At 50.8% G+C, this 22487-nt stretch carries 25 protein-coding genes and 1 pseudogene; 16 read left to right on the plus strand and 10 right to left on the minus strand.

What is annotated here, in order from left to right; genetic code table 11:
* Positions 1 to 7: 7 nt before the first annotated feature.
* From E3U44_RS04455 to E3U44_RS04465, 4 genes are all read left to right on the plus strand, one after another.
* Entirely contained in the window at positions 8 to 205 is a 198-nt protein-coding gene (locus tag E3U44_RS04455; protein WP_134356856.1) for a type II toxin-antitoxin system HicA family toxin, read from the plus strand.
* Between the two features lie 5 nt (positions 206 to 210).
* Positions 211 to 450 (plus strand): type II toxin-antitoxin system HicB family antitoxin, encoded by a 240-nt coding sequence (locus E3U44_RS04460; protein WP_041355211.1) that lies wholly within the window; start codon positions 211 to 213, stop codon positions 448 to 450.
* A gap of 29 nt (positions 451 to 479) precedes the next feature.
* Positions 480 to 614: a hypothetical protein gene (locus E3U44_RS20270; protein ID WP_276321957.1), complete on the plus strand. Its 135-nt coding sequence runs from the start codon at positions 480 to 482 to the stop codon at positions 612 to 614.
* 84 nt (positions 615 to 698) lie between these two features.
* On the plus strand, positions 699 to 1064 hold the full coding sequence (locus E3U44_RS04465; RefSeq protein WP_134356857.1) for a hypothetical protein: 366 nt from the start codon (positions 699 to 701) through the stop codon (positions 1062 to 1064).
* Between the two features lie 359 nt (positions 1065 to 1423).
* Here the strand turns inward: E3U44_RS04465 and E3U44_RS04470 are convergent, their stop codons facing one another.
* The 4 genes and pseudogenes from E3U44_RS04470 to E3U44_RS04485 all read right to left on the minus strand — a co-directional run bounded on the left by E3U44_RS04470 (position 1424) and on the right by E3U44_RS04485 (position 4690).
* Positions 1424 to 1855 carry a multicopper oxidase domain-containing protein gene (locus E3U44_RS04470; RefSeq protein ID WP_134356858.1) on the minus strand — a complete coding sequence of 144 codons (432 nt, stop codon included), beginning with the start codon at positions 1853 to 1855 and terminating at the stop codon, positions 1424 to 1426.
* Between the two features lie 337 nt (positions 1856 to 2192).
* Positions 2193 to 2735, minus strand: a pseudogene (locus E3U44_RS04475) (IS630 family transposase); the annotation flags it as partial.
* 1 nt (position 2736) lies between these two features.
* Positions 2737 to 3144 carry a helix-turn-helix domain-containing protein gene (locus tag E3U44_RS04480; protein WP_134356860.1) on the minus strand — a complete coding sequence of 136 codons (408 nt, stop codon included), beginning with the start codon at positions 3142 to 3144 and terminating at the stop codon, positions 2737 to 2739.
* A 136-nt stretch (positions 3145 to 3280) separates the two neighbouring features.
* The gene (locus E3U44_RS04485; RefSeq protein WP_206054884.1) at positions 3281 to 4690 is read right to left on the minus strand and encodes an IS701 family transposase; all 1410 of its coding nucleotides are present in this window, start codon (positions 4688 to 4690) and stop codon (positions 3281 to 3283) included.
* Between the two features lie 453 nt (positions 4691 to 5143).
* On the opposite strand from E3U44_RS04485, the gene E3U44_RS04490 reads away from it, so the two are divergent.
* Positions 5144 to 6007 carry a hypothetical protein gene (locus E3U44_RS04490; RefSeq protein ID WP_134356861.1) on the plus strand — a complete coding sequence of 288 codons (864 nt, stop codon included), beginning with the start codon at positions 5144 to 5146 and terminating at the stop codon, positions 6005 to 6007.
* Between the two features lie 14 nt (positions 6008 to 6021).
* Here the strand turns inward: E3U44_RS04490 and E3U44_RS04495 are convergent, their stop codons facing one another.
* A complete protein-coding gene (locus E3U44_RS04495) occupies positions 6022 to 6879 on the minus strand; it encodes a sterol desaturase family protein (protein WP_206054885.1) in 858 nt (285 codons plus the stop codon).
* Between the two features lie 78 nt (positions 6880 to 6957).
* Positions 6958 to 7287, minus strand: a complete 330-nt coding sequence (locus tag E3U44_RS04500) for an STAS domain-containing protein (RefSeq protein WP_134356862.1) — start codon at positions 7285 to 7287, stop codon at positions 6958 to 6960.
* Between the two features lie 240 nt (positions 7288 to 7527).
* Here E3U44_RS04500 and E3U44_RS04505 point away from each other — a divergent pair, with 240 nt between their 5' ends.
* Both E3U44_RS04505 and E3U44_RS04510 read left to right on the plus strand, forming a co-directional pair.
* On the plus strand, positions 7528 to 7707 hold the full coding sequence (locus E3U44_RS04505) for a hypothetical protein (protein ID WP_134356863.1): 180 nt from the start codon (positions 7528 to 7530) through the stop codon (positions 7705 to 7707).
* A gap of 547 nt (positions 7708 to 8254) precedes the next feature.
* Positions 8255 to 9010 (plus strand): carbonic anhydrase, encoded by a 756-nt coding sequence (locus tag E3U44_RS04510; protein ID WP_134356864.1) that lies wholly within the window; start codon positions 8255 to 8257, stop codon positions 9008 to 9010.
* A gap of 383 nt (positions 9011 to 9393) precedes the next feature.
* On the opposite strand, the gene E3U44_RS04515 is transcribed toward E3U44_RS04510, so the two are convergent.
* Together E3U44_RS04515 and E3U44_RS04520 are read right to left on the minus strand one after the other, a co-directional pair.
* A complete protein-coding gene (locus tag E3U44_RS04515) occupies positions 9394 to 10164 on the minus strand; it encodes a hypothetical protein (RefSeq protein WP_134356865.1) in 771 nt (256 codons plus the stop codon).
* A 246-nt stretch (positions 10165 to 10410) separates the two neighbouring features.
* Positions 10411 to 11709 (minus strand): hypothetical protein, encoded by a 1299-nt coding sequence (locus E3U44_RS04520; RefSeq protein WP_206054886.1) that lies wholly within the window; start codon positions 11707 to 11709, stop codon positions 10411 to 10413.
* 163 nt (positions 11710 to 11872) lie between these two features.
* On the opposite strand from E3U44_RS04520, the gene lgt reads away from it, so the two are divergent.
* The 3 genes from lgt to folA are packed head-to-tail and all read left to right on the plus strand — an operon-like array spanning position 11873 to position 14008.
* Complete coding sequence (lgt, locus tag E3U44_RS04525; protein ID WP_206054887.1) at positions 11873 to 12685, plus strand: prolipoprotein diacylglyceryl transferase; 813 nt, start codon at positions 11873 to 11875, stop codon at positions 12683 to 12685.
* Positions 12682 to 13476 carry a thymidylate synthase gene (locus E3U44_RS04530; protein WP_134356866.1) on the plus strand — a complete coding sequence of 265 codons (795 nt, stop codon included), beginning with the start codon at positions 12682 to 12684 and terminating at the stop codon, positions 13474 to 13476. Before lgt ends, E3U44_RS04530 begins: the two co-directional genes overlap by 4 nt.
* Before the next feature lie 10 nt (positions 13477 to 13486).
* Positions 13487 to 14008 carry a type 3 dihydrofolate reductase gene (gene folA, locus E3U44_RS04535; RefSeq protein WP_134356867.1) on the plus strand — a complete coding sequence of 174 codons (522 nt, stop codon included), beginning with the start codon at positions 13487 to 13489 and terminating at the stop codon, positions 14006 to 14008.
* On the opposite strand, the gene radC is transcribed toward folA, so the two are convergent.
* Positions 14005 to 14679 (minus strand): RadC family protein, encoded by a 675-nt coding sequence (radC, locus tag E3U44_RS04540; RefSeq protein WP_134356868.1) that lies wholly within the window; start codon positions 14677 to 14679, stop codon positions 14005 to 14007. The two genes, folA and radC, sit on opposite strands and share 4 nt — an antisense overlap.
* 231 nt (positions 14680 to 14910) lie before the next feature.
* The gene (locus E3U44_RS04545) at positions 14911 to 15126 is read right to left on the minus strand and encodes a hypothetical protein (protein ID WP_134356869.1); all 216 of its coding nucleotides are present in this window, start codon (positions 15124 to 15126) and stop codon (positions 14911 to 14913) included.
* Positions 15127 to 15260: 134 nt separating this feature from the next.
* Between E3U44_RS04545 and miaB the strand changes: the two genes are divergently transcribed.
* From miaB to E3U44_RS04575, 6 genes are all read left to right on the plus strand, one after another.
* A complete protein-coding gene (gene miaB / locus E3U44_RS04550) occupies positions 15261 to 16604 on the plus strand; it encodes a tRNA (N6-isopentenyl adenosine(37)-C2)-methylthiotransferase MiaB (protein WP_134356870.1) in 1344 nt (447 codons plus the stop codon).
* A 309-nt stretch (positions 16605 to 16913) separates the two neighbouring features.
* Positions 16914 to 17906 carry a PhoH family protein gene (locus E3U44_RS04555; RefSeq protein ID WP_134356871.1) on the plus strand — a complete coding sequence of 331 codons (993 nt, stop codon included), beginning with the start codon at positions 16914 to 16916 and terminating at the stop codon, positions 17904 to 17906.
* The gene (gene ybeY, locus E3U44_RS04560) at positions 17903 to 18364 is read left to right on the plus strand and encodes an rRNA maturation RNase YbeY (protein ID WP_134356872.1); all 462 of its coding nucleotides are present in this window, start codon (positions 17903 to 17905) and stop codon (positions 18362 to 18364) included. Before E3U44_RS04555 ends, ybeY begins: the two co-directional genes overlap by 4 nt.
* Before the next feature lie 9 nt (positions 18365 to 18373).
* Positions 18374 to 19258: an HlyC/CorC family transporter gene (locus E3U44_RS04565; protein WP_134356873.1), complete on the plus strand. Its 885-nt coding sequence runs from the start codon at positions 18374 to 18376 to the stop codon at positions 19256 to 19258.
* A gap of 65 nt (positions 19259 to 19323) precedes the next feature.
* On the plus strand, positions 19324 to 20886 hold the full coding sequence (gene lnt / locus E3U44_RS04570) for an apolipoprotein N-acyltransferase (protein ID WP_134356874.1): 1563 nt from the start codon (positions 19324 to 19326) through the stop codon (positions 20884 to 20886).
* 7 nt (positions 20887 to 20893) lie between these two features.
* Positions 20894 to 22345, plus strand: coding sequence for a TrkH family potassium uptake protein (locus E3U44_RS04575; protein ID WP_134356875.1), 1452 nt, complete (start codon positions 20894 to 20896; stop codon positions 22343 to 22345).
* Positions 22346 to 22487: the final 142 nt, after the last annotated feature.

A 22487-nucleotide genomic window follows, 5' to 3' on the forward strand; every position in this document is an offset into this window, starting at 1 on the left:
ACCTGCAATGAAATTTACCGAGTTGGTTAAGCTTCTAGAAGACAATGGTTTCAGGGTTGTTAAGGAAAAGGGCTCTGTACGGTATTACGCCAAACCCGGGTGGGAGCGTCTCGTGCGGCTCGACTTCCATGGGAATAAAGAAATCCCCACAGGGACCTGTCGCGCCATTCTCAAAGCAGCAGGCATCAACACACGTAAAGGGTGATAACCATGATTGATCTACCTTATTCGCTCCTCATTGAAGCGACCGAGGAACCGGATTACTTTGGTTTCTATTCACCGGATCTCGAGGGTTTCACGGGTGTGGGCCACTCCGTGGAGGATTGTCTTTATAAAGCGAAGTGGGGGATGAAAGAGCATGTGGAATTGCTAAAGGAGCAGGGATTACCGATACCGCCGCGAAATCCCGATCCCAAGATCACTATCCAGAATGAGCGCAAGGTAGCTTAGCACTTGAGCACACCTTCCACAGGACGAAGATGATTGACTCGAAACGCCTTCTCGATGATTTGAAAAAGTTGCTCAAATACCTGGAGGATGACCTGTGGGAACGGGTGACTGCCGGACCTGAAATGGTAGATCGCCTTCAGGCGGAGTTACCGCTCTGCCGATAAAGCGGTCGCACGGGGGGGCCTTCGAGGTCTGGTGTGAAGGGGTTTTGACCCAGGCGGTGGTGGTCTGGATTCTGGGGTGTGTGTTTGTCCGTTCCTAGAGATAATGCCTTGGTGGATCAGCCCCTGATCTCGGGGTCGGGTGAGCGACGGGGTAGGGCCTCAAATCGTCAAACACTGTATTTCCAATCACATCCCACAGATACAGACCGAGATTATCTCTACGACGTCTTTCGTACTGTGGCGCAGTTGCCCGCTGTGACCAAGCTCTATGACGAAGCCCACAACCTGGATTTGGTGGCTTTTACAACCCTAGATCCAAACGGTCCCCCCATAGTATGGATTCGGGTGGGTAATACTACTCGGAGAGCACTTCTTGCTTGGTTTGCGCCCTTGCTACCCCAGATCGAGCAGGCAATCGCATCGGGGGAAAAGCTAATCGAGGTCACTTAGGCAACGTGGAAACCGATGCAAATTTTCCACCAGACTGGCGGTAGCAGCGCCGGAGTTTTGCGGGAATCCGTTCTGCACCATTCTGCATAGTAAGGTAAATGACGCAACGGGCGTCCAGTTAAGCTAATGTCCATTGATACCAATTTCATGTAACTTTGCATTGTATAATGCTTAGTATAAACAATTACTTATAACCTTAATAATAAGAGTTTCTTTCCAATTTCGTTCAAATCCTTACAGACCAATACTTAAAGCAAAGAATCAATGAAGAAGAAGGGGACCTTAACCGTTCCCCACTTCTTTTTTTGTTAACCAGATAAGACAAAAAGCGTTCTGCAGCTCGTGCCCATCCCTACCTATTAACTGGTATTGAAATGATAGTGGTACCAAAACGTACCTGTTTTTTCCGCTTTCCAGCGGTAAGTAAAACTCTTGCCTGCTTCGATATTTTTATGTACAGACAAGAGCCTTTTTGCTGTTCCTAATAGGGCCTCATTGGGCCCATTATCCGTTTGATGGATACCATGCCACTGGATGGCATAGTTAAAAGGGCTGTTGTTTTTTATATGAACAATGACTTTGTCGCCCTTACTAACATGGATAAACGAGCTCTGAAACTGCCGCTCGGAAGAAAAAATGCTTACTTCAGTGATGGGAATATCAAACTCCCACTCTTTCGCTAAAATTGGTTGGGAAAGCAGGAGCATTCCTAGCAAAAACAAGGTAGACCTATCCAGGAATTGACGTCTAGGCTGCAAAACATTATTCCGCCAGCTATTTAGAAAATTCATAGGATTACCTCCTCTTTATGCTTTGTCACAATTACTCCAACCCTATTTCATAAACATGAAAGCTAGGTCAAAAATTCACTGATCTGAACCCCCACTTAGGTGGCTTATGACTGGTGCAAATAAGTGTTTGATCGATAGCAAGCAAGAGATGCGCTTACAGCGCACGAAATCAGCTGGTCGATCACGGTGAGAGCTCTTCACACACAGAGGAGTAAGATTCAGATCACTATTCTGCGATTTCATGCGTTAGCCCTGGGGGTGCGGGTTAAGAAAATGCAGGTGAAGCTTTCATTTTATTCTTCTACTCATTGGAGTCCTATAGCGGTTCTCATTTAAGTTAGGGACAGAGTCCACAATGCTTAAAGTAGGCTTGACAGTTTTGAGGGGAAATCAGCGTAAGCGCTTCGCTGAGGGCTTGATAAAGCTGCTCTTTTGTCCGGGCCGCTTTTTTCTTTAGGACATGTTTTAGCTTGGACCAGGCGTATTCAATAGGATTGAGCTCAGGATGATAGGGGGGTAGAAAGACCACCTTGGCGCCGGTCTGCTCGATCTTCTCGATAGCCTCTTCATATCGATGAGCGGCGGCATTATCTAAAATGACCACTTTCCCTTCCTGGAGGTGAGGCCAGAGGAAATGTTCGACATAATAAAGGAAAACGGGGCCATTGAGTGTGCCTTCAAAACACATCGCTGGCAGTACTCCGTCTCTGGACAGAGCGCCGATGGTGCTGATGCGCTCGCCTTGGGTCGTTGGTTTTTCTCCATAGGCTCTTTGCCCTTGAGGGGCCCGGCCATACACCGGGGTCAGATTCAACACCGCTCCGGTTTCATCGAGCACAATGAAGTCTTCGGGGGAACACAGGCTCACTTTGATCCCATACTCAAGCCAGCGTTGTTGGACCCGGGGGGTGTGTTTTTGGGGATCGTAGACCGTTTTTTTTTCGCGTGATCCGGTGCTTTTTCAGCCCTCGGTCCATCGCCGAGGTGCTAATCGTTTCACCAAAGCGGGCTTCAAATCGCTGGCACAATTCCTGGAGCGTTAAATCGGGTTCGCACTGCAACACCTCGGTCAAATACTGGGCCCTCGGCTCATCAATTTTTGCCGGATGCCCCACTCCTTCCCGGCGCTTGGGATGGACCGTCCCCGTCTCCCGAAAGCGCCTCAAAAAACCACTGACCGTGTTCTTCGACAGTTTAAATCGTGTCGCCAGCTGACGGATTGAACCCTCTTTGTTCGCATAGGCTTCAATGACTTTTTGGCGTAAATCCAATGAATACGGTGCAGGCATCGTCGTTAAACCCCTTCAATCGGGTTGAAGAAAACAAGCTATTTTAACATTGTGCCTAATGAAAACGGGAAGTGCTATATCTGTACTTTGTTGTTACTGGACATAAATATTGATACCTTCCCCTGCTTGGAGTTGATCAAGCAGCCGCTGCAAAGCAGCGGGTGGGGGCCTGTTGGACCACGCCTGCCAATACCGGCGTAACATCATGAAGGGTTCTAGCCACGCCCGAACCCGGCGCAGAGCGACGGGCCAGCTGACCGTGGGGCGGGGCAGGGCCGCGGGATCGGCGGATTTTTTTTTCCACTACCGGCGCAAGGTTTGAGGGTGATTGGGCGATCGCGGCCGCCGGGGGTCCCCCTTCGGTCGCTTTCTCCAAAGGGGTTTGGGCCAACGCCCACCAGCAGAAGCTCAAGGCACAGCACACCAGCGCCCAATGGCGGCGCATGGCAAGATCTGAGCGCACCTGGTACTCAGCCCAACCGAGGGTGTTTTTCACCTGCTTGTATGTTTGCTCAATCCACACCCTCAACCCATAGAGGCGAACCACCTCAGCGAGCGTGGCCGCTTGGAGGCCCCCCTTTTCCAGGGCGCTACCCGGTGCCGGCAAATTGCTCACTAGATACCAGGTCTCGGCCTGCGGCAGGGTGGCCGGGTCAGTGGTGGTCACGATCAGGCGTTGAGGTTGATCCGGGCCAAACGGACCGGCTGTGGCCTCCAGCGCCCACCAGCACTGCTCACTGCCGTCGCGAAAACGCCTGGTCAGCGCTTGCCAGCGTCCTGGCCGATCCGCCTTCCAGGGCGTGGCCTGGGCCGCTTCCCTCACCGAACCGATCTGTCCCGGAGAATGCCACCAGTTATGTTCTGGCCCTAATGCCAGAACATAGCCCACCCCACGCGCTTTGAGTCCGGCTCGAAAGTTTTTATGGCTCCCGTAGAACGCATCGGCTACCACCGCCCGAAACGGCCAGCCCTGGGCGAGGACCCGATCCACCCGTTCCAATGCCATCGCCGGCTTAGTGCGAAAGGCTGCATCCTGCTGGCCCTGTCCAAACCAGTGCGCCGGGGTGTAAGGTTCCAACTCCAGCGGCACATACAGCCGTTCATCGGCCCATAGCGCGTGCACCGTCACCACCCCATTATCGACTTTGCCTAGCGAACCCAGATACTGCCTCCCCACATGAGCCGTTTTTGCGCCCCACTTGCGATCGCCCGTCTCATCGATGGCCAACACCCCACAGACCGTCGGCGCGGTCAACCCCGTCTGCTTCAGCAGTTCTAGTCGACGACCATTGACCGCCTCCACCTCCCAATTTGACTCCGATAAAAACCATTGCAGGCGCTGGGCCGGAGGGGCCGTCGCCCCCACCACCGGCTCGGTATTGGCCAAGGCCGTCAGCGTCTTGTTGCGCTCAGCCGGCAGTAGCAATCCTTCAAGATAACGACGAAACCCTTCACGCTGGCTGCTTCGCTCAAAGAGATCATCAAAGGCGTGGGCAAAGTCCTCGAGCAACCCCGGCGACGGTTCGATGGGAAGGCGTTGGGTCATGGCCGCAATACCGAATGGCTTTAATCCCCTCCATGATACTCTATTCCCACCCTTAGCAACAAAATACAGATATACAGGAATACCCTGGATCCAGCCGCATTCGCATAGGTGGTACCTGGGAATAGGGGCACTGGGGTGGAATACAAAGCGGGGACGCTCACGTGCGTGGGGAGGGGGGGATTGCAGATATCCGAAAAGTCCCTATCTAAGACAGTTCTGTACACTTCTAAATAGGTTGGGTTGCACCGAAGGCCATGGGACACTCCCCATGTTCACGGGTCCCCCCGCAAACTTGCAGGGCTAAGCCGATGGGACACCAGGAACATCACAAAAATGATGAACCCGAGTACAAAGCGCTCACTGAATCAACAGGGGATTTACAGCATAGATTAAAGCAGTACGCCAATGGGGTCGACTACGTGAAGGCAAAAGAAACTACATAAGAGAAAAGCAATGAGAACAACCATCATCGCTTTAGCCCTCACCTTGCTTGCTCATGCTGTCAACGCCGCCACACCTGAGAATGGTTGGTGGTGGAACCCACAAGAGCCGGGGAGCGGCTACAACATCGAGATCCAAGAGGGCATGGTCTTTATTGCCACCTCTGTCTATGACGATGAGGGCCATCCGGTATGGTACTCAGGTTCTGGGCAGATGGACCCAAACGAGCGGGTAACGATGCGGCTGCTGCGATCGGAGGGCGGCCCGTGTCTGGGGTGCAGCTATATCAGCCCCCAATCCTTCGATAGTGGCCACTCCCTAGTGATCACCTTCAACAGCGAGACCACAGCAACGGTCTCCCTTGATGGTGACCGGAGCACGATAGAGCGATTTAATTTTGCCTTGGGAAGTGGAGTTAACCGCCTGCTCGGTGTGTGGACAATCGTGTTTCAGGTCACGACCGACCGGCTAGGCCACAGCGATGCGGTCACCTACTACCAGATCAACGATGGTATGGCTATCGGCTTTCGATCCACTGGCGTAGATAGAGTGAATGTGGCCAGGCCGATAGGTGAGGGAGACTACCTCAGCTTGATGGATCTTGCGGGTGGCGACCACATGGCGATGCTGTTTTGGTTTGAGGGACTCAACCGGATCGCAGGGGTTTCGGCGATAGTGGATTCTGATGCGACCACAAAAGAGATATTAAACGAATTAAAGAGCGGCTTGCCTGTGGTGGGGTTTCGCTATTCCTCCCTGGCAGCACTGGAGAATCTTGCCCAAGGAAAGCAGGCCAGTAGAGCAGAACAGGCCGATGTTTTATCGGCAATGCACAAAGTGCAGGATCTCATTGCCCAGATGGAGGCAGAACGCTAGTTTATTAGCCTCGGCTAATCGCTCAGCCGTAGCCTTCGCCGTTTCGATTCTTCACCTCTCGAAAGCCTAAATTCGCCCGAAGCGCTTTTCCAGTATTCCCGCTGTTTCAGGAAGGGCATAATCATCACCTTCTTTAGGGTATTATCTTCCTTTTGCAGGTAGGCAGGGATTCCAATAACGATTTCGCGTTGGGGTATGCCGAGTTCGATACTCCGGTGCAGTCTGTCCCAAAAGGAAAAAACGACTGAATAATTCGAATTGGTTTCATCTTGAAAGCAGGAATGGTGGATGCCGTGCATTCTTGGAGTTACCAGAAAGAGATTAAGCGTGCGTTCCAATCGGATGGGAATCCGCAGATTGGAGTGATGAAAAAAAGTGCAAGTTTGGAAAATAGTGTCATAAAAGACGAGAGTTGCAGGGGAAATGCCGATGACAAGTACTTGGATGGCGCGAAAGCCCGTCGAAATGGCGATCTCGCCCGGATGAAACCGGAAGCCCGTGGAAACGTCAAGGTCCGGGTCAATATGGTGAACATTATGAAAGCGCCAAAGTAAAGGTATTTTGTGATTTGCTACGTGCCAGTAGTAAAAGCTAAGATCCAAGAGAAGAAATCCGGCAACAATTGCGGCAAGTCCCGTTAACCCAGAGGATGGAATCAGTCCGAAGCGGTGGCTGGCTGTCCACTCAAGGAAAAAGCCGGTAGTAGGCTGAATCAGCAAAAAAGCTACTGTAAAGGTTGTAATAGAGACGGTTATATTGATGGCGAGGCGGTGCAGGGTAGAGCTTTTCCTGGTCCGCAGAGAGAATACTTTTTCCAGGAAAAAAAGCGCGATTACCACCGCTGCAACAATAAACAGTCCTTCTATGGCCATGCCTTTTCTCCCAAGGCTAACGCATGAAAAACCTATTGGTTTTGCCGGGCTTGGGCGAGACACGTCTCCTTTCGAGGGTTACAAGAGGGTAAAGTGAGGCCCAAACCCGCGTAGCTGCAGTATTTTTTTCAAACGCGGACGACAATGGAGAAGCAGGAGGTCGGCGGGTCCCTTTTTGAGGCTGTCTTTCAACATCCACAGTAAGGTATAACCGGAGTCGCGAATCAAGCAGGTCTGGCTGAGGTCAATGAGGACTTTCATCTCAGAGTCACGGGCTTGTTGCGCGGTCTCCCAAAAATCCCGGCATAGGGCGAAATCCAGGACAGCGGGGGGAGTTAAAAGCACCATGTGGTTTTCAACTCCAGCCATGGGGCTATTGGCGATCGCAAGGTGAGTCGCTAAAGACATGACAACCTCCTTTATTAATACCGCCTCTGTTTAACAGGGGTTTTGTTATTGCTATGAATTTAGAACTGGAAGTAAGTAAAGCCCAAAGCCCCTGTAATTAAAATGGGTATTTCTACGTAATTTTTGTCTTTTTTCCTCACGTTGCTTCACACTCCTTAGTGAAACTCGCACACGCCCGTCTATATTACCTAAGAGAAATTACCTAAGAGCACCTACAAATAGCAGAAGAAGCTATCTAAGATGTCGAACGTAATTCGTTTTGTTCCAGGCGTTCTCGGTGCCTTCACGGGGTTTATCGCTCTCAAACTTTTCCCGCTCCTAGGTGTTGGGCTGGTCTGGGAGTTCGTGCTCTTTATTGGAGTTTATCTGACAGTGACGGCTTTGGCTGACAAAGCCCAGCGGCGATCGGCTCAATCCTAAAGAGCATATGGCGACGACTTTTTTTACTAAGCGAAAGCGATCAGGTCTCCCTGTAAATTAGCGGCAGTTCAGTCAGCGAGGGTTTAGTCGGTGCTATTACCGCTAGTTACGTATAATTTCTTATTTTTCGGCTATTTTTCCTCTCCCGTCAGCGACTTGTTACGCTTGGACGGCAGCAATCACTCTTCAAGAGAACGATGAAAACCCCTCCCGCTGACGGCGTCGCTCAAACAAATCATCAAAGGCTTGGGCAAAGCCTCAAGCAATCCAGGAGCCGGTTCTACAGATAAGCGTTAACTCAGGGCCGCAATACCCATAAGTTTTAACTTATCTAAAGCATAAAAATTATTGAATGTTGTTATGAGAGAAACCATTATACTTTTTTTATGGTCTTTATGGTGAACGCAAATCGGTTTCTGTTCACGAAGTTTAGTTCTCCCTAGGAGACTTCTCTGTCTTGGTGAGCTTTAAAACATCCGCTTTTATTTACAAGCTAAATGAGTAAAGACGAGGATAAATAGTCTAACTCTGAAGAGGAGCAAAAGGAATGATAAAACAATGGTATGCTGTGTTGGCCGGCGGTCTATTAGCCACTTCTACTGCCTATGCGGCGGGACATACCCCTTTTTGGGACTATGTGGGGAATGCGGGTCCGACGCACTGGGCAGAGCTAAATCCCGAATACGCCCCTTGCCAATCGGGCAAAAACCAATCCCCCATTAATATCACCGGCACCACCGCCGCAGAGACCCAGCTACCCCCGCTACGCTTCCACTACACGAATGAACCCAACGAAATTATCAACGACGGCCATACTATACAAATTACCTTCCCTCCTGGCAATACCATGGTAGTGAGGAATCATACCTTTGAACTAAAACAGGTCCATTTCCACGCACCCAGCGAGCATCACATGGAAGGAAAGGAATTTCCTATGGAGGGACATTTGGTCCATGCCGATGAGCAGGGCAACTTAGCCGTGATCTCCATCTTCTACAAGGGAAAAGAGCCCAATCCTGCTCTTGCTAAGCTCTGGGAAGATATGCCTCGGCGAAGGGGCGAGCACCATCGGGTAGAAGCCCATATCTCGGCCGCTGAGCTATTGCCCTCTGATAAGAGCTATTATCTCTACAATGGATCTCTGACCACCCCCCCCTGCACAGAAGGCGTATGGTGGGTAATCCTCGAACAGCCGGTTCATATCTCTCCGCAGCAGGTAAACGCTTTTCTAGCCGCAATGCACCATCCTAATAACCGGCCAGAGCAACCTGTGAATGCTCGAGTACCTCTCCACTCTCAATAAGCCTTAGAAGCTGTTAAAACATCCTGAGCATATGAGAGATAGAAATAGAAGAGGAGGTGAGTACTTTTGAATAAAATATGAGGTGTTGAACTGGTGGTGTTCCGCAAACCTGTTTTTCCTCCCTGAAAAAAGGGTTTGATGCGCGCCCTCCCTGAGGGGCCTCCTCCGGATGTCCCGATTCGCTGGGAGCGAATCGGGGCGGGGACTTCCCTGTCCCTTGGCTCCACACCACCAGCTCGCCCCAGGAATACCTCAAAACTTTTACCTAAGATACTTAAGCGGCAGCGGCTAGCGAGAGTTCCAGGACGGTCGGCTCCAGGGCTTGGGGTACCCACTGGCTCATCATCGCCGCATCATCCCTTCACAATGGAACTAAAAACTCTCTAAAGAAGGTAAGCGCGCCTTCTCTCTTCAACCAGAGGGTAAATGGTAGGATTCCAGATCGCCCCTAATTCCTCACTCTTTTCTAGCTTTTCATGAATTTTAGGCCAATTTTGCTCCGTTGCATTGAGCATCCCGTAGGTGCTGAGTATTGAATTCAGAAGAGTGTTATTTTTCCGTCGAATAGCCCACTTCCGCCATAGCCACCAACCAGTGATCCCTATCCATAGGAGAGGTCCTATGGGTGAAGCGGGGGAGACGGCTGCAAATATGATGAACCAGGCAGTAATTTTGAGTATCAATAAAGCCCCTCTCCATACTTCAGCTAATACTCTGAAGCTGGTTTTCCCTGATTTTTTAGACTCATAACGACTGAAGGGCATAGTACGAGCGCGAACCGTATCTAACGTTGTTAGATAATCCCCGTAGACTAAAGTGTTGAGCAACAGCCAATCCAGCTCTGGAGAGTGGAGCCATGAAGCTTGCAGATAACGCTCGGCGGCCTGTTGCAATTTCTCTTTGGCGAAGCTCAAGTTGTGCCAGTCAGGTTCTCGGTCATTCAGGGTTCGATGGTGCCAGGCCGTGAGGATTTTTGGGGGAGCTTCTGGGTCATTCTCGGTGTTTTTCCAATGAATGGAGCCAAAAATGTCCGCGATAATTGCTTGGGCTTCGGTTTGAAGTTGTTCCTTCGCGGAGTTGCCCAAGTGGCGTTTATTGGCTTCTATTAACGCTTGGTGGGTGGCTTGTTTAAGGAGTTCTGCTTTGGTGACCATTAAATCATCCCGTTGGGGAGTTTGCTATTAAGTCTCTATGAATAAGGAGGGATAGTGGTTTCAATTGCGGCTAGAGGGCTATGAGCAAAATCATGGAGAGCCCAGGCCAAAACGATGCCTAATTCTAATCTAAAAGTTCCCGGGGGGTATAGGGTAAGGAGGCCGGTAGGATGGGCTTTGGGATATCCTACCGGCCTAATTCTACAGAAATGTTAAAACCCTGGTGTTTTGTGGGGCGGGCACCTATTAGGGGTTGTCCACCTCATTCATCAAGGGCGGGAGCTGGGTGCTGGTGACCGTGAAGTTGTATTGGTGCCACGGCGGTTCAACAATCAATATCCTCTCATCAGGGCTAGGACAATCTTTTAGGGGCATAGCAGGATCAATAGCGCAGACATAAGTTATTCCACTACCTTTACCACCCTCTTCATCTAATCTCGGGGCAACCCCAATCCGTATAAAGTATCTGCCTGGATTGCGGATGCCGAGATCAAATCTTTTTTCCATATCAGTCCGCATGTCAACCAAAGTTAACTCGTTTTCATCAAATACAGTTACTTGCCAAGCGCTGCCTTGGCAGTCATTGCGGGCACAAAATTCCACGCTGAGAATTTCATTGCCTGCTGTGTCATAGACAAACCAATCCTTCTCGAATTCAAATGCTGGAACTCCCGGTATTGGGGTACCTGAGAGTAACCCTACCATAGTGACATTGGAAGCTAATGGACTAGAGAAAGATAATGGGTTGGCCTCGACACGGGAATCATTGGGTTCCACTTCCGCATCAAAGAAGTTGACATCAATGGGTTCCGTAGTGACTTGAGAATTTCCTAGAAATGCGGCTAGGCGGTAATCATGGGGCAGGTGTTCATAGATCAGATCAGCTTCACCGTTTTGGTCCGAAGATCTTGTCTCTTCCTGGGCCTGCTTTAAGGATTTTACCACTACATAATAGGTACCCGCATGGGATAGGATTGTCTGCAATAGGCTTTCTGGCGCGAAGTCAAACCCGCTATAGACTTCCGAGAAAACATTACCGCCACTATCCCGCACGGAGATATTCCACCCCGTGATGTCTTCTAATCCGGGGACGTTAAAATTAAGGGTGAGTATTTGATTGGATTCCGTGGTGGTGATGTAGAACCAATCCTGGTCCTCTGGGCTATAAAGTTGGCCCCCATATTCAACGCCAAATTCCATGGGGTCAGCTCCCATGACATGGTTATTAGGTTCGGTCTCGCCAAACCCGGTGCCGTCTAGAAAACTGGATAAAGTAACCCCGCAGCTTGCAGGATTGGCGGCACATTCAGCTTTGGTTGCAGCAACGATTTCATCGGTGTTTTTCGGGGTTGCCCCGCTGGAATTGGCATCAGAACCTGAGTCATTACTAAAATTTTGGGTATTTCCTTGGGTATCGTTACTATTGGTATTGCTGTTATTATTTGCATCCGCATCGGGAAAGGCATTTAAACCAGCCGATCCGATGCTAGGAGCAAGAGTCAAACACAAAAGAAAAAAACAGTGACGGGCTAAATTTTTCACCATGACACTCCCTACTTAAGTCCCGGTGGTAGTCCGGCCAGCCCTGTCCCGCCTCCAAAAAAGGTTGCTGGATTTTATAAATGGGGGCCATCCTCTCTCTGGGGGTTAAACTTCTAAGCCAAGGTAGCGGTTGGCGATTGAATTTCTTGAGCCTTGAGTAAAGATTATGATGATTAGCTATCCTAATTTTGATCCAGTTGCCTTTTCCTTGGGCCCCCTCAAGGTTCACTGGTATGGCATCATGTACCTGATCGGTTTCTTGGGAGCCTGGGGATTAGGCCGCCTTCGCGCCAAGCGCCCCACCTCAGGTTGGCGTCCGGAACAGGTGGATGATCTGATTTTCTATGGGGCCCTTGGGGTTATCCTCGGGGGTCGGCTCGGCTATGCGCTCTTCTACGATTTTGACAATGTCTTGGCCGACCCCCTCCGTATCTTTAAGATTTGGCAGGGGGGGATGTCTTTTCACGGGGGGTTATTAGGCGTTTTAGTGGCCATGGCCATCTATGCCCGCAAAGTGGGCAAGCGCTTTTTCCAGGTGACAGATTTTGTTGCACCGCTGGTGCCTATTGGGTTGGGGGCAGGTCGTATTGGCAATTTCATCAATGGTGAGCTGTGGGGAAAGGTCACGGACGTGCCTTGGGGGATGGTGTTTCCTGATCCCCGGGCGGGTGACCTGCCGCGGCATCCCTCGCAGCTTTACGAGGCGGCCTTAGAGGGCGTTGCCCTTTTTCTCATCTTATGGTTCTTTTCGAGCCGGCCTCGCCCCACCATGGCAGTTTCGGGCCTATTTCTGCTCTGCTACGGGCTATTTCGCTTTATCGTGGAGTTTGTGCGCGTGCCTGATGCTCATCTGGGCTATCTTGCCTTTGGCTGGCTGACCATGGGGCAAGTTTTAAGCCTGCCCATGATTTTAATCGGTGTCATCCTGCTGGGGTGGGCCTATCTGAGAGCCAACCGGTTTGAGAAATCTTGGCGGTGAAACCTTATCTTGACCTTATCCAGAAGATACTCGATACGGGAGTCGAGCGAGATGATCGGACCGGCACCGGGACATGGTCCATCTTCGGGCATCAGATGAGGTTTGACCTTCAGCAGGGATTCCCTCTGGTCACCACCAAAAGGCTTCATGTTCGTTCTATTTTCATTGAGTTACTGTGGTTCCTTCGGGGCGACACCAATGTGAAATATCTCCACGATCATGGGGTGACGATTTGGGATGAGTGGGCCGATGAGCAAGGAGAACTGGGCCCCATTTACGGCTATCAATGGCGATCTTGGCCCCTGCCCGATGGGCGGCACTTAGACCAGATCTCGAAAGTGTTAGAGCAGATACGGTACCATCCCTATAGCCGGCGTCATATGGTGGTGGCCTATAACCCCTCCAATGTGGATGAGATGGCACTCCCTCCCTGCCATGCCATGTTTCAGTTCTATGTGGCTCAGGGCCGTTTGTCTTGCCAGCTCTATCAACGCAGCGCTGATGTTTTCCTAGGGGTTCCCTTCAATATTGCTTCTTATGCTCTGCTGACTCATCTAATGGCCCAGCAATGTGATTTGGAAGTAGGGGAATTTATCTGGACGGGGGGGGATGTTCATCTGTATCGGAATCATTTAGAACTGGCACAGTTGCAACTCACCCGGGAGCCGCTTCCCTTGCCTCGTCTCCGGATCAAGCGCAAGCCCGCTTCTTTGTTTGAGTATGAATATGACGATCTGGAGGTGGTAGGCTATCAAAGCCACCCCCATATTAAGGCGGAAGTTTCGGTATAAGTTAAGAAATATGATTATCTCGTTCGTCGTCGCCATGGACGATCATCGATTAATTGGCGCCAATTGCCGGTTGCCTTGGCATTTATCGGCTGATCTCAAATATTTTCGTCGTCTTACCATGGGTAAACCTATTCTGATGGGGCGTGGTACCCATGAGTCCATTGGGCGCCCCTTGCCTGGGCGACATAATATTGTGGTGACCCATAACCCCCATTATGAAGCGCCGGGATGCACTGTAGTCCCTACGGTGGAAGCGGGATTGCAGGCTGCTGGGGAAGCTGAGGAGGTAATGGTCATTGGCGGGGCTGCTCTTTACCAGCAATTATTGCCCCAGGCCCATCGCATCTACCTCACTTTGATTTGGGGGACTTTTAGGGGGGATACCTGGTTTCCTGATTTCGATCCTGCTGATTGGACCGAAGTCTGGCGAGAAGATCATGGTCCGGATTCCCAAAACCCTTATCCCTATAGCTTCATTCGCCTTGAGCGAGCTATTGGAAAAAAGCAAGGGGGAACGGGACCCCCGTGTTAGAGGAGGCCTCGCTCGGTAAAGGACAGGGTTTCTCCATCTCCCACAATAATGTGATCAAGGACCCGAATGTCCACCAGCGCCAAACTCTCCTTGAGCCGTTGAGTAATCAGCTCATCGGCCCGGCTGGGTTCTGCCACCCCAGAGGGGTGGTTGTGGGCTAGGATGACGGCCGCAGCATTATGGGCGAGGGCACGTTTAATCACCTCCCGAGGATGAACGCTGGCGCCATCGATGGTCCCTCGGAATAGTTCTTCGAAAGCGAGAACCCGGTGGCGGTTGTCAAGAAAGAGGCAGGAGAAAACTTCAAAAGGATAGGCTCGCAAGCGTGCCACAAGATAGCGTTGTGTGGTTATCGGGTCGGTTAGGGCGTCTCCCCGTTTGAGAGTAGCTTCTAGATGCCGCCGTCCCATTTCCAGACAAGCTTGCAATTGCGCATATTTGGCTAACCCTAGTCCTGGGGCACGGCAGAACTGGTTTAGGTCGGCTTCGAGCAAGGCCCGTAGGCTGCCGAAATCTTCTAGGAGTTCTCGCGCCAGGTCGACGGCAGTTTTCCCGGTGACCCCGGTACGGAGAAAGATGGCTAAAAGCTCCGCATCAGACAAGGCGCTAGGGCCCCGTTGGAGTAGTTTCTCTCGGGGCCTTTCGTGGGCAGGCCAGTGGTTAATTGCCATGGAAATGGTTTCTCCCCTAGGTAGCGCGGTCTTTTAAAAAGCCGTTTTGGAATAGTGATTTTGTGCTGAGACCAGGCGAGATGCGTTTGAGAAGCGCAGTGTATGCACTCATACAGGAGCATCGTAAAACATGCCTCAACACCGTATCGGCGCTAAAGGATATTTTTAAAACGGCTTCTAATATATCAGCCTATAGTAAAGTAAGTACCTATGAATAAAATATGGGGTGTTTTAGGAGCGAGCTGGTGGTGTTCCGCAAACCCGTTTTTCTTCCCTGAAAAAAGGTTGGATGCGCACCCTCCCTGGCGCGCGCCCTAAGGGGCCTCCTCCGGATGTCCCGATTCGCTCCCGGCGAATCGGTGCGGGGATTTCCCCGTCCCCTGGCTCCACGCCACCGGCTCGCTCCAGGAATACTTCAAAACTTTTACTGAGATACTTAAGTGGCATTGGTTTGTGTCCTAGTTCGCTATTGTCCCAGTAGGCTTTGGGTGGGGTCGAAAAGGGGGCTGGAACTTCAAGACAGAGCGTAGTATTGTGATGTGTGTATGGAATGACGATTGGAGGAATTTGTAAGAATTTTCATGACTAAGAAGCTTTATATTAAGACCCATGGTTGCCAGATGAATGAGTATGATTCCACCAGGATGGCGGATGTACTCAGACAGTCTCATGGGTTGGAGCTCACTTCTGACCCTGAGCAAGCAGCGGTGTTATTGCTTAATACCTGCTCCGTTCGGGAGAAAGCCCAAGAAAAAGTCTTTTCTCAGTTAGGCCGATGGCGCCAATGGAAACAAGAGCGCCCTGAATTAATTATTGGCGTGGGTGGCTGTGTTGCCAGCCAAGAAGGGGAAACGATACGTACTCGGGCACCTTATGTGGATCTGGTTTTCGGGCCCCAGACGATACACCGGCTCCCCGCAATGTTGGCCCAGGTCAGCGTAAACCACCAGCCAGTGATTGACATCTCTTTTCCTGAGATCGAAAAATTCGACAAATTACCTGAACCCCGCGCTGAGGGCCCGACGGCCTTTGTCTCTGTGATGGAGGGATGCAGTAAATACTGCTCCTTTTGTGTCGTCCCTTATACCCGTGGCGAAGAGATCAGCCGGCCCCTTGATGATGTGATCGCGGAGATCGTGGACCTGGCAACGCAGGGGGTGCGGGAAGTGACCCTGTTGGGTCAAAACGTCAATGCTTACCGAGGACCGATGGGGGAGGGTGATGTTGCCGACCTGGCCCTATTGATTACCTATGTAGCTTCTATTGAGGGCATTGAGCGCATCCGTTTTACCACGTCCCACCCAGTAGAGTTCTCCGATAGCTTAATCCAGGCCTTTGCTGAAGTGCCAGAACTGGTTAGCCATTTACACTTACCGGTACAGAGCGGCTCGGATCGGATTCTCAGTTTGATGAAACGGGGCCACACTGTGCTAGAGTATAAGGCAAAACTCCGAAAATTACGCCAAGTGCGCCCTGATATCAGCATTTCAAGTGATTTTATTATAGGCTTGCCAGGAGAGACTGAAGCTGATTTCCAGGCTACGCTAGCCTTAGTGGATGAGGTGGGGTTTGATCATTCCTTTAGTTTTATCTACAGTCCAAGACCAGGGACGCCAGCAGCGAGCCTTTCGGATCAGGTGCCGATGGAAGTTAAGAAAGAGCGACTTGGGATCTTGCAGGAACGTCTATGTGCTTCGGAAATGGCTATCAGTCAAGGAATGGTGGATACCGTGCAGCAGGTGCTCGTTGAACGCTCATCAAAGAAGGATCCTGCTATGTTAGCGGGGCGTACGGCAAATAACCGAGTAGTGAATTTTCCCGCTGTCCAAGGTCTAATTGGTAAATTTGTCCATGTGAGGATTACAGAGGCGCTGCCCAACTCTTTACGGGGTGTAGTTATTGACAATGAAAGGCAATGTGCCTGATAAAATGGGAGATAGGCGGCGCGAAGCGCCAGTCTATCTTAGAGCTAAGGCCCAAGCTGCCGCTTATTTTGGTAGTGTTTTCCCCTAGCCTAGTGTTGTCAATCCGGATTGAAATAAGCAAGTACTTTAATAGATTGAGCTATTGCTATTGTTGAGTAGATAAGCACACAACGAAATATGCTTACCCTGGCTTTTTCTGTTTCCCTTCTTCTGTTTTGGTATCTGAGTTCAACCTGCGTTTCCATCCTGGGCCCTAGGTGGTGCAAGGGATTCGGAACCTAGTTTATTGTTTGGGCTATTAGCATACCCTTGAACGAATACCCTCCTTCTGATCATCCTGAAAGTAACGATTTTGTCCTGGAACCTCTGGACAACGAACGGCTGGCCAATCTTTGTGGGCAGATGGATGAGCACCTGCGCCAGATAGAGAGAGGTTTGGGAGTAGAAATCAACAATCGGGGAAACCTTTTTCGGGTCCTTGGTGACAGCCCTTCGGTGCAGGCGGCCGGTGACGTGATAAGGCGTCTTTATGATGATGCCGATGAAGCCCGGGTGACCCCAGCCCGGGTTCATCTTCTCCTGCAAGAGGCGGGGCACCAGGAATATTCCCTCTTGGAAGAGCAGGAAGAGGTCCTGATACGGACCCGCCGGGGGACGATTAAAGGCCGTAGTCCGCGGCAAATTCGTTATTTACGCAATATTCTCACCCATGATATTAATTTTGGCATCGGTCCGGCGGGGACGGGTAAGACTTACCTGGCTGTGGCCTGTGCGGTGGAAGCTTTGGAAAAGGAACGGGTACGGCGATTGCTTTTGGTGCGACCTGCAGTAGAGGCCGGTGAGCGTCTAGGTTTCTTGCCAGGGGATTTAGCTCAGAAGATTGATCCTTATCTTCGCCCCCTCTACGACGCTCTTTATGAAATGTTGGGCTTTGAGCGAGTGGCTAAACTTATCGAGCGCCATGTGATTGAAGTGGCACCTCTAGCTTACATGCGTGGTCGGACGTTAAACGAGTCCTTTATCATTTTAGATGAGGCCCAGAATACGACTATCGAGCAGATGAAAATGTTTCTCACCCGTTTAGGATACGGCTCCATTGCTGTTGTGACAGGGGATGTTACCCAAATTGATTTGCCTAAAGGTCAGCCTTCAGGCTTACGCCATGTTACTGAGGTGCTGAAGGACGTCAATGGGATTAGCTTTACTTTTTTCCAAGCTCGCGATGTGGTGCGGCATCCATTGGTGCAGCGAGTCGTGCAGGCTTATGAGCGTTTTGGTCGCGGCAAGGGGGCAGGGCTATGAGTATCACCGTCCAGGTTCAGTATGCTATTGCTAGAATAGGTATTCCTTTGCAAGTAGATTTCCAGCGTTGGGTAGAGGCGGTACTGGTAAACCAATCCAAAGAGGGAGAAGTGACCATTCGAGTCGTGGATGAAGCTGAAGTGGCCAAGCTTAATTGGCGGTATCGCTGCAAGCAAGGAGCAACTAACGTCCTTTCTTTTCCCTTTGAGGTTCCCGCGCCTCTGCCTTTTAAAATTTCCCTTTTAGGGGATTTGGTAATTTGCGCTCCAGTCGTAGCGCGTGAAGCCCGAGAACAAGCTAAAGAGGAGAAGGCCCATTGGGCTCACTTAGTAGTCCATGGAGTACTCCATTTGCTTGGGTTTGACCACCAGCAAGAGAAGGAAGCGCAGCAGATGGAGGCTATGGAAATTATTATACTTAGATCATTAGGTTATCCCAATCCCTATGAGAGTGCATAAAGAGGATTTATGAACGAAGGCCGACCTAGTCATAGTCTAGCAGCCCGCTCTTGGCGAGAGCGCCTGGGGCAGGTACTGCTGGGCGAACCCCAAGACCGGGAGCAACTCGTTGAATTTCTACGTAATGCTTCCAACCGCCGTCTCTTTGATCCAGAAATTCTCAGTATGATTGAAGGTGCCTTAGTCGTAGGCGAGATGCAGGTGCGTGATATCATGGTGCCCCGTTCACAAATGGTGGTCGTGGAGCGAGATACGCCACCGGAAGAAACCCTGGAGGTCATCACCCGATCGGCCCATTCCCGATTTCCGGTGATTGGCGAAAGCCGTGATGACATTGTGGGTATCCTGCTGGCTAAGGATATGCTTCTTTATTGTCGACAGCGGGAAGCGCGCTCTTTCAATATTCGAGATATTTTGCGTCCGGCTGTCTTTATTCCAGAAAGCAAGCGTCTCAATGTGCTGCTAAGGGAATTTCGTGCTAGCCGCAACCACATGGCTATTGTCGTGGATGAATACGGGGGAACTGCGGGCCTCGTGACCATTGAGGACGTACTGGAGCAGATTGTGGGTGAAATTGAAGATGAGCATGATATTGCCGAAGATGCCTTCATCTTTCACCGCGGGGATGATAATTATACGATAAAGGCCCTAACGCCTATTGAAGATTTTAATGAATACTTTGGGACTGATTTTAGCGATGAGGAATTCGATACCATTGGCGGTTTGGTGCTAAATGGATTTGGGCGAGTTCCTGAGCGAGGAGAAGCCATTTCTATTAGTGATTTTGAGTTTAAAGTCCTGCGTGCCGATAGCCGTCGCATCCACTTATTAGAATTACACCTCTTGTCGAAAGTCGATAGCATTGAAAGCTCGGCAGCGAAGGTAGGCAGCTAATTCCTCGATAGCGGCTGGCTATTTTAATTAGGGGCTGCCAATAGGGGGTTGGCAGGGGAGATAGTATGGGCCGTTCACCTGAGCAAAATCCATCTTATGAAAAGGTGCCGCAGGAAAAATCTTTTTCTGTGTCTGCGGAGACAAAGGCATGGAGCGGCGATGCCTTAGTCTTGACAGCGGGTCTTCTTGGTCCGCTTGCTTTTTCTCCTTATAATCTCTATCTCCTAGCGATTATTGTTCCTGCATTGTTATTTGCCGCTTGCCGGGATTTATCTATTCAACGGGCCTTTTGGCGCGGCTGGTTGTTTGGGTTGGGGTGGTTCGGTGCCGGGGTCTCCTGGGTCTATGTGGCCATTCACGACTTTGGCTATGCCAGTATGCCCTTAGCCTTGTTGTTGACGGCATTATTTGTGGCCTTCCTGAGCCTTTTCCCGGCCACATTAGCGGGTCTGGTTACCCTCTGGTTTCCCCAGGAAAGTAGGTACAAATACCTCTTGGTATGGCCGGCAATTTGGGTAATGATAGAGTGGTTTCGGGGCTGGTTTCTCACGGGTTTTCCCTGGTTAAATTTGGGGTATAGCCAAATTGAAAGCCCCCTTCACGGGCTGGCTCCAATTCTTGGGGTCTATGGACTCTCTTTAGCTGCAGCCCTCAGTGCGGGATTACTCCTGGTCGCGTGGTATGAATCAGGCCGGAGGCGGTTCGCTACCCTCAGTGGGTTGGGAGTCCTGTGGGGATCAGCGGTGCTGCTTTCCTACGTGCCTTGGACGATGCCGGTGGGCAAGCCACTGCAAACAAGCCTGATTCAGGGAAATATTCCCCAGGCGGTAAAATGGCAGCCGGAGCAAGTAAAGTCCACTTTAGAACGGTACTGGCGATTGACGGCCAAGCATTGGGAGAGTGATCTGATTGTCTGGCCGGAGAGTGCCCTTACACTATTTTACCACCAGGTGGCAGACGGTTACCTGGCTGATCTGGCGGCTGAGGCCCAAGCCCATAAAACGGATCTGCTCATTGGCTTGCCAATTTTCCACCAAGAGACGGGAAAATATTACAATGGCATGTTAAGCCTCGGTTCCCGGCAAGGGTTCTATTACAAGCAACATTTAGTTCCTTTTGGTGAATATGTTCCTTTGGAAGAGTATCTAAGGGGGCTCATCCGTTTTTTCGATTTACCCATGTCTTCCTTCAGTGCCGGGCCTCAGGGGCAACCGTTGTTGCAAGCGGCGGGCTACCCGGTGGCCACCTCCATTTGCTATGAGGATGCCTTTGGAGAAGAAATCATTGCCGCGTTGCCCGAGGCGAATTTATTAGTGAATGCCACCAATAATGCCTGGTATGGGGATTCTTTGGCTCCTCATCAGCATTTGCAGATTTCTCGCATGCGTGCCCTAGAGACGGGACGGGATCTAGTCCGGGCCACCACCAATGGAATTTCAGCCATTATCGATGCCAAAGGAGCTTTGCAAGCCACCACCCCCCAGTTCCAAGCGACTGTTCTGACGGGAAGTGTTCAACCGCGAGCAGGGGCTACTCCCTATGTCCTCTGGGGTAATGGGCCGACCCTAGGGCTATGCCTGTGTATGTTGGCCATCGGCAGGTACGCTCAGCGCTCCAAAGGGAACTAGGAGCGTTATGCAACTTGTGGTTGTCCAAAGGATTTTGGGGTTATTGTTAACCCTATTCAGTAGCGCCATGCTCCCGCCGGTGATAGTGTCTCTATTCTACCAGGATGGTGCAGCGGAGGAGTTTTTAAGCGCCTTTGGTCTGATTCTAAGTCTTGGCCTGTTGTGCTGGTTGCCCGTGCGTCATTATCAGCGAGAGCTGCGGTTGCGGGACGGATTTGTTGTGGTCGTCATGTTTTGGGTGGTGTTAAGCCTCTCAGGGGCGCTTCCTCTATTTTTAACCACCGAACCTCGCTTGTCCTTTACCGATGCCGTATTCGAGTCTGTTTCTGGCCTGACGACTACCGGGGCTACAGTGATTACTGGACTAGATGACCTGCCCAAAGCGGTATTGTTTTACCGTCAAGAATTACAGTGGCTAGGAGGCATGGGCATCGTCGTTTTGGCCGTGGCGATTTTGCCCATGCTGGGTATCGGGGGGATGCAGCTTTACCGGGCAGAAACTCCAGGCCCAATGAAAACCACCAAACTTACTCCGCGCATCGCTGAGACCGCCAAAGCACTATGGTTGATTTATTTGGGCTTGACGGTAGCCTGTGCGGCTGCTTACTGGGTAGCGGGCATGACACTTTTTGATGCCATTGGTCATAGTTTTTCAACTATCGCTATTGGTGGCTTTTCTACCCATGATGCCAGCATGGGGTATTTCAATAGCCCCTTGATTGAGATGATCGCTGTATTTTTTATGTTGTTGGCTGGGGTCAATTTTTCCCTTCACTTCCTTGCCTGGCGGCATCTGACAGCGCGCCATTATTGGGAAGATGAGGAATTTCGCGCCTATTTACTGGTGCTCACCGGAGTAGCGGTATTGACTTCCGCTTATCTTTGGATAACTCATCATTTTGATAATCCCCTTTCGGCTCTCCAGCATGGTATTTTCCATGCGGTTTCTATCGGTACCACTACCGGATTTACCACCAGCGATTATTACGGTTGGCCCGGTTTTCTTCCTATTCTGTTGCTGATGGCCAGTTATATGGGGGGGTGTGCAGTTTCTACCGGTGGCGGCATGAAAGTCATCCGGGTTTTGTTGCTCTACAAACAGGGCGCACGGGAAATCAAGCGCCTGATTCATCCTAGTGCCATCGTGCCTATCAAAATTGGGAATAAAAGTTTACCGGATCGGGTAGTAGAAGGAGTGGCAGGCTTTATGGCCGTCTACGTGGCCTGTTTTAGTGCCATGTACCTCCTGCTGCTGGCTACCGGGCTAGATATGATCACCTCGTTTTCTGCAGTCACCGCGTGCCTCAACAACTTAGGTCCCGGTTTAGGGCAAGTGGGCGCCCATTACGAGGGTATTAATGCCATCTCCAAATGGATTTTGTGTTTTGCCATGTTGCTCGGGCGTCTGGAGATCTTTACTCTCCTTGTTATCCTGAGCCCTACTTTTTGGCGTCGATAGAATTATGGCAGAAGATACTCGCCAGAGGTTGTCGTAATCAAGCGATATTGATCGGCAAAAAAGCCCTCATCTAAAGTTAGGACTTGTAGCAGGAAGGGTAGCCCGGTAAAATTTTGTGGCTTAATACGATTGAAAGTAAGTT

This window comes from Nitrosococcus wardiae (assembly GCF_004421105.1).
Taxonomy (GTDB): Bacteria; Pseudomonadota; Gammaproteobacteria; order Nitrosococcales; family Nitrosococcaceae; genus Nitrosococcus; species Nitrosococcus wardiae.

Coding starts and splice junctions, on each gene's coding strand:
- lgt (WP_206054887.1), top strand. CDS start 11,873: ATGATGATTAGCTATCCTAATTTTGATCCAGTTGCCTTTTCCTTGGGC.
- lnt (WP_134356874.1), top strand. CDS start 19,324: ATGGGCCGTTCACCTGAGCAAAATCCATCTTATGAAAAGGTGCCGCAG.
- E3U44_RS04520 (WP_206054886.1), bottom strand. CDS start 11,709: ATGGTGAAAAATTTAGCCCGTCACTGTTTTTTTCTTTTGTGTTTGACT.
- E3U44_RS04480 (WP_134356860.1), bottom strand. CDS start 3,144: ATGCCTGCACCGTATTCATTGGATTTACGCCAAAAAGTCATTGAAGCC.
- E3U44_RS04545 (WP_134356869.1), bottom strand. CDS start 15,126: ATGCCACTTAAGTATCTCAGTAAAAGTTTTGAAGTATTCCTGGAGCGA.
- E3U44_RS04515 (WP_134356865.1), bottom strand. CDS start 10,164: ATGGTCACCAAAGCAGAACTCCTTAAACAAGCCACCCACCAAGCGTTA.
- miaB (WP_134356870.1), top strand. CDS start 15,261: ATGACTAAGAAGCTTTATATTAAGACCCATGGTTGCCAGATGAATGAG.
- E3U44_RS04500 (WP_134356862.1), bottom strand. CDS start 7,287: ATGTCTTTAGCGACTCACCTTGCGATCGCCAATAGCCCCATGGCTGGA.
- E3U44_RS04565 (WP_134356873.1), top strand. CDS start 18,374: ATGAACGAAGGCCGACCTAGTCATAGTCTAGCAGCCCGCTCTTGGCGA.
- E3U44_RS04495 (WP_206054885.1), bottom strand. CDS start 6,879: ATGGCCATAGAAGGACTGTTTATTGTTGCAGCGGTGGTAATCGCGCTT.
- folA (WP_134356867.1), top strand. CDS start 13,487: ATGATTATCTCGTTCGTCGTCGCCATGGACGATCATCGATTAATTGGC.
- E3U44_RS04575 (WP_134356875.1), top strand. CDS start 20,894: ATGCAACTTGTGGTTGTCCAAAGGATTTTGGGGTTATTGTTAACCCTA.
- E3U44_RS04460 (WP_041355211.1), top strand. CDS start 211: ATGATTGATCTACCTTATTCGCTCCTCATTGAAGCGACCGAGGAACCG.
- E3U44_RS20270 (WP_276321957.1), top strand. CDS start 480: ATGATTGACTCGAAACGCCTTCTCGATGATTTGAAAAAGTTGCTCAAA.
- E3U44_RS04510 (WP_134356864.1), top strand. CDS start 8,255: ATGATAAAACAATGGTATGCTGTGTTGGCCGGCGGTCTATTAGCCACT.
- E3U44_RS04470 (WP_134356858.1), bottom strand. CDS start 1,855: ATGAATTTTCTAAATAGCTGGCGGAATAATGTTTTGCAGCCTAGACGT.
- E3U44_RS04505 (WP_134356863.1), top strand. CDS start 7,528: ATGTCGAACGTAATTCGTTTTGTTCCAGGCGTTCTCGGTGCCTTCACG.
- ybeY (WP_134356872.1), top strand. CDS start 17,903: ATGAGTATCACCGTCCAGGTTCAGTATGCTATTGCTAGAATAGGTATT.
- radC (WP_134356868.1), bottom strand. CDS start 14,679: ATGGCAATTAACCACTGGCCTGCCCACGAAAGGCCCCGAGAGAAACTA.
- E3U44_RS04485 (WP_206054884.1), bottom strand. CDS start 4,690: ATGACCCAACGCCTTCCCATCGAACCGTCGCCGGGGTTGCTCGAGGAC.
- E3U44_RS04455 (WP_134356856.1), top strand. CDS start 8: ATGAAATTTACCGAGTTGGTTAAGCTTCTAGAAGACAATGGTTTCAGG.
- E3U44_RS04490 (WP_134356861.1), top strand. CDS start 5,144: ATGAGAACAACCATCATCGCTTTAGCCCTCACCTTGCTTGCTCATGCT.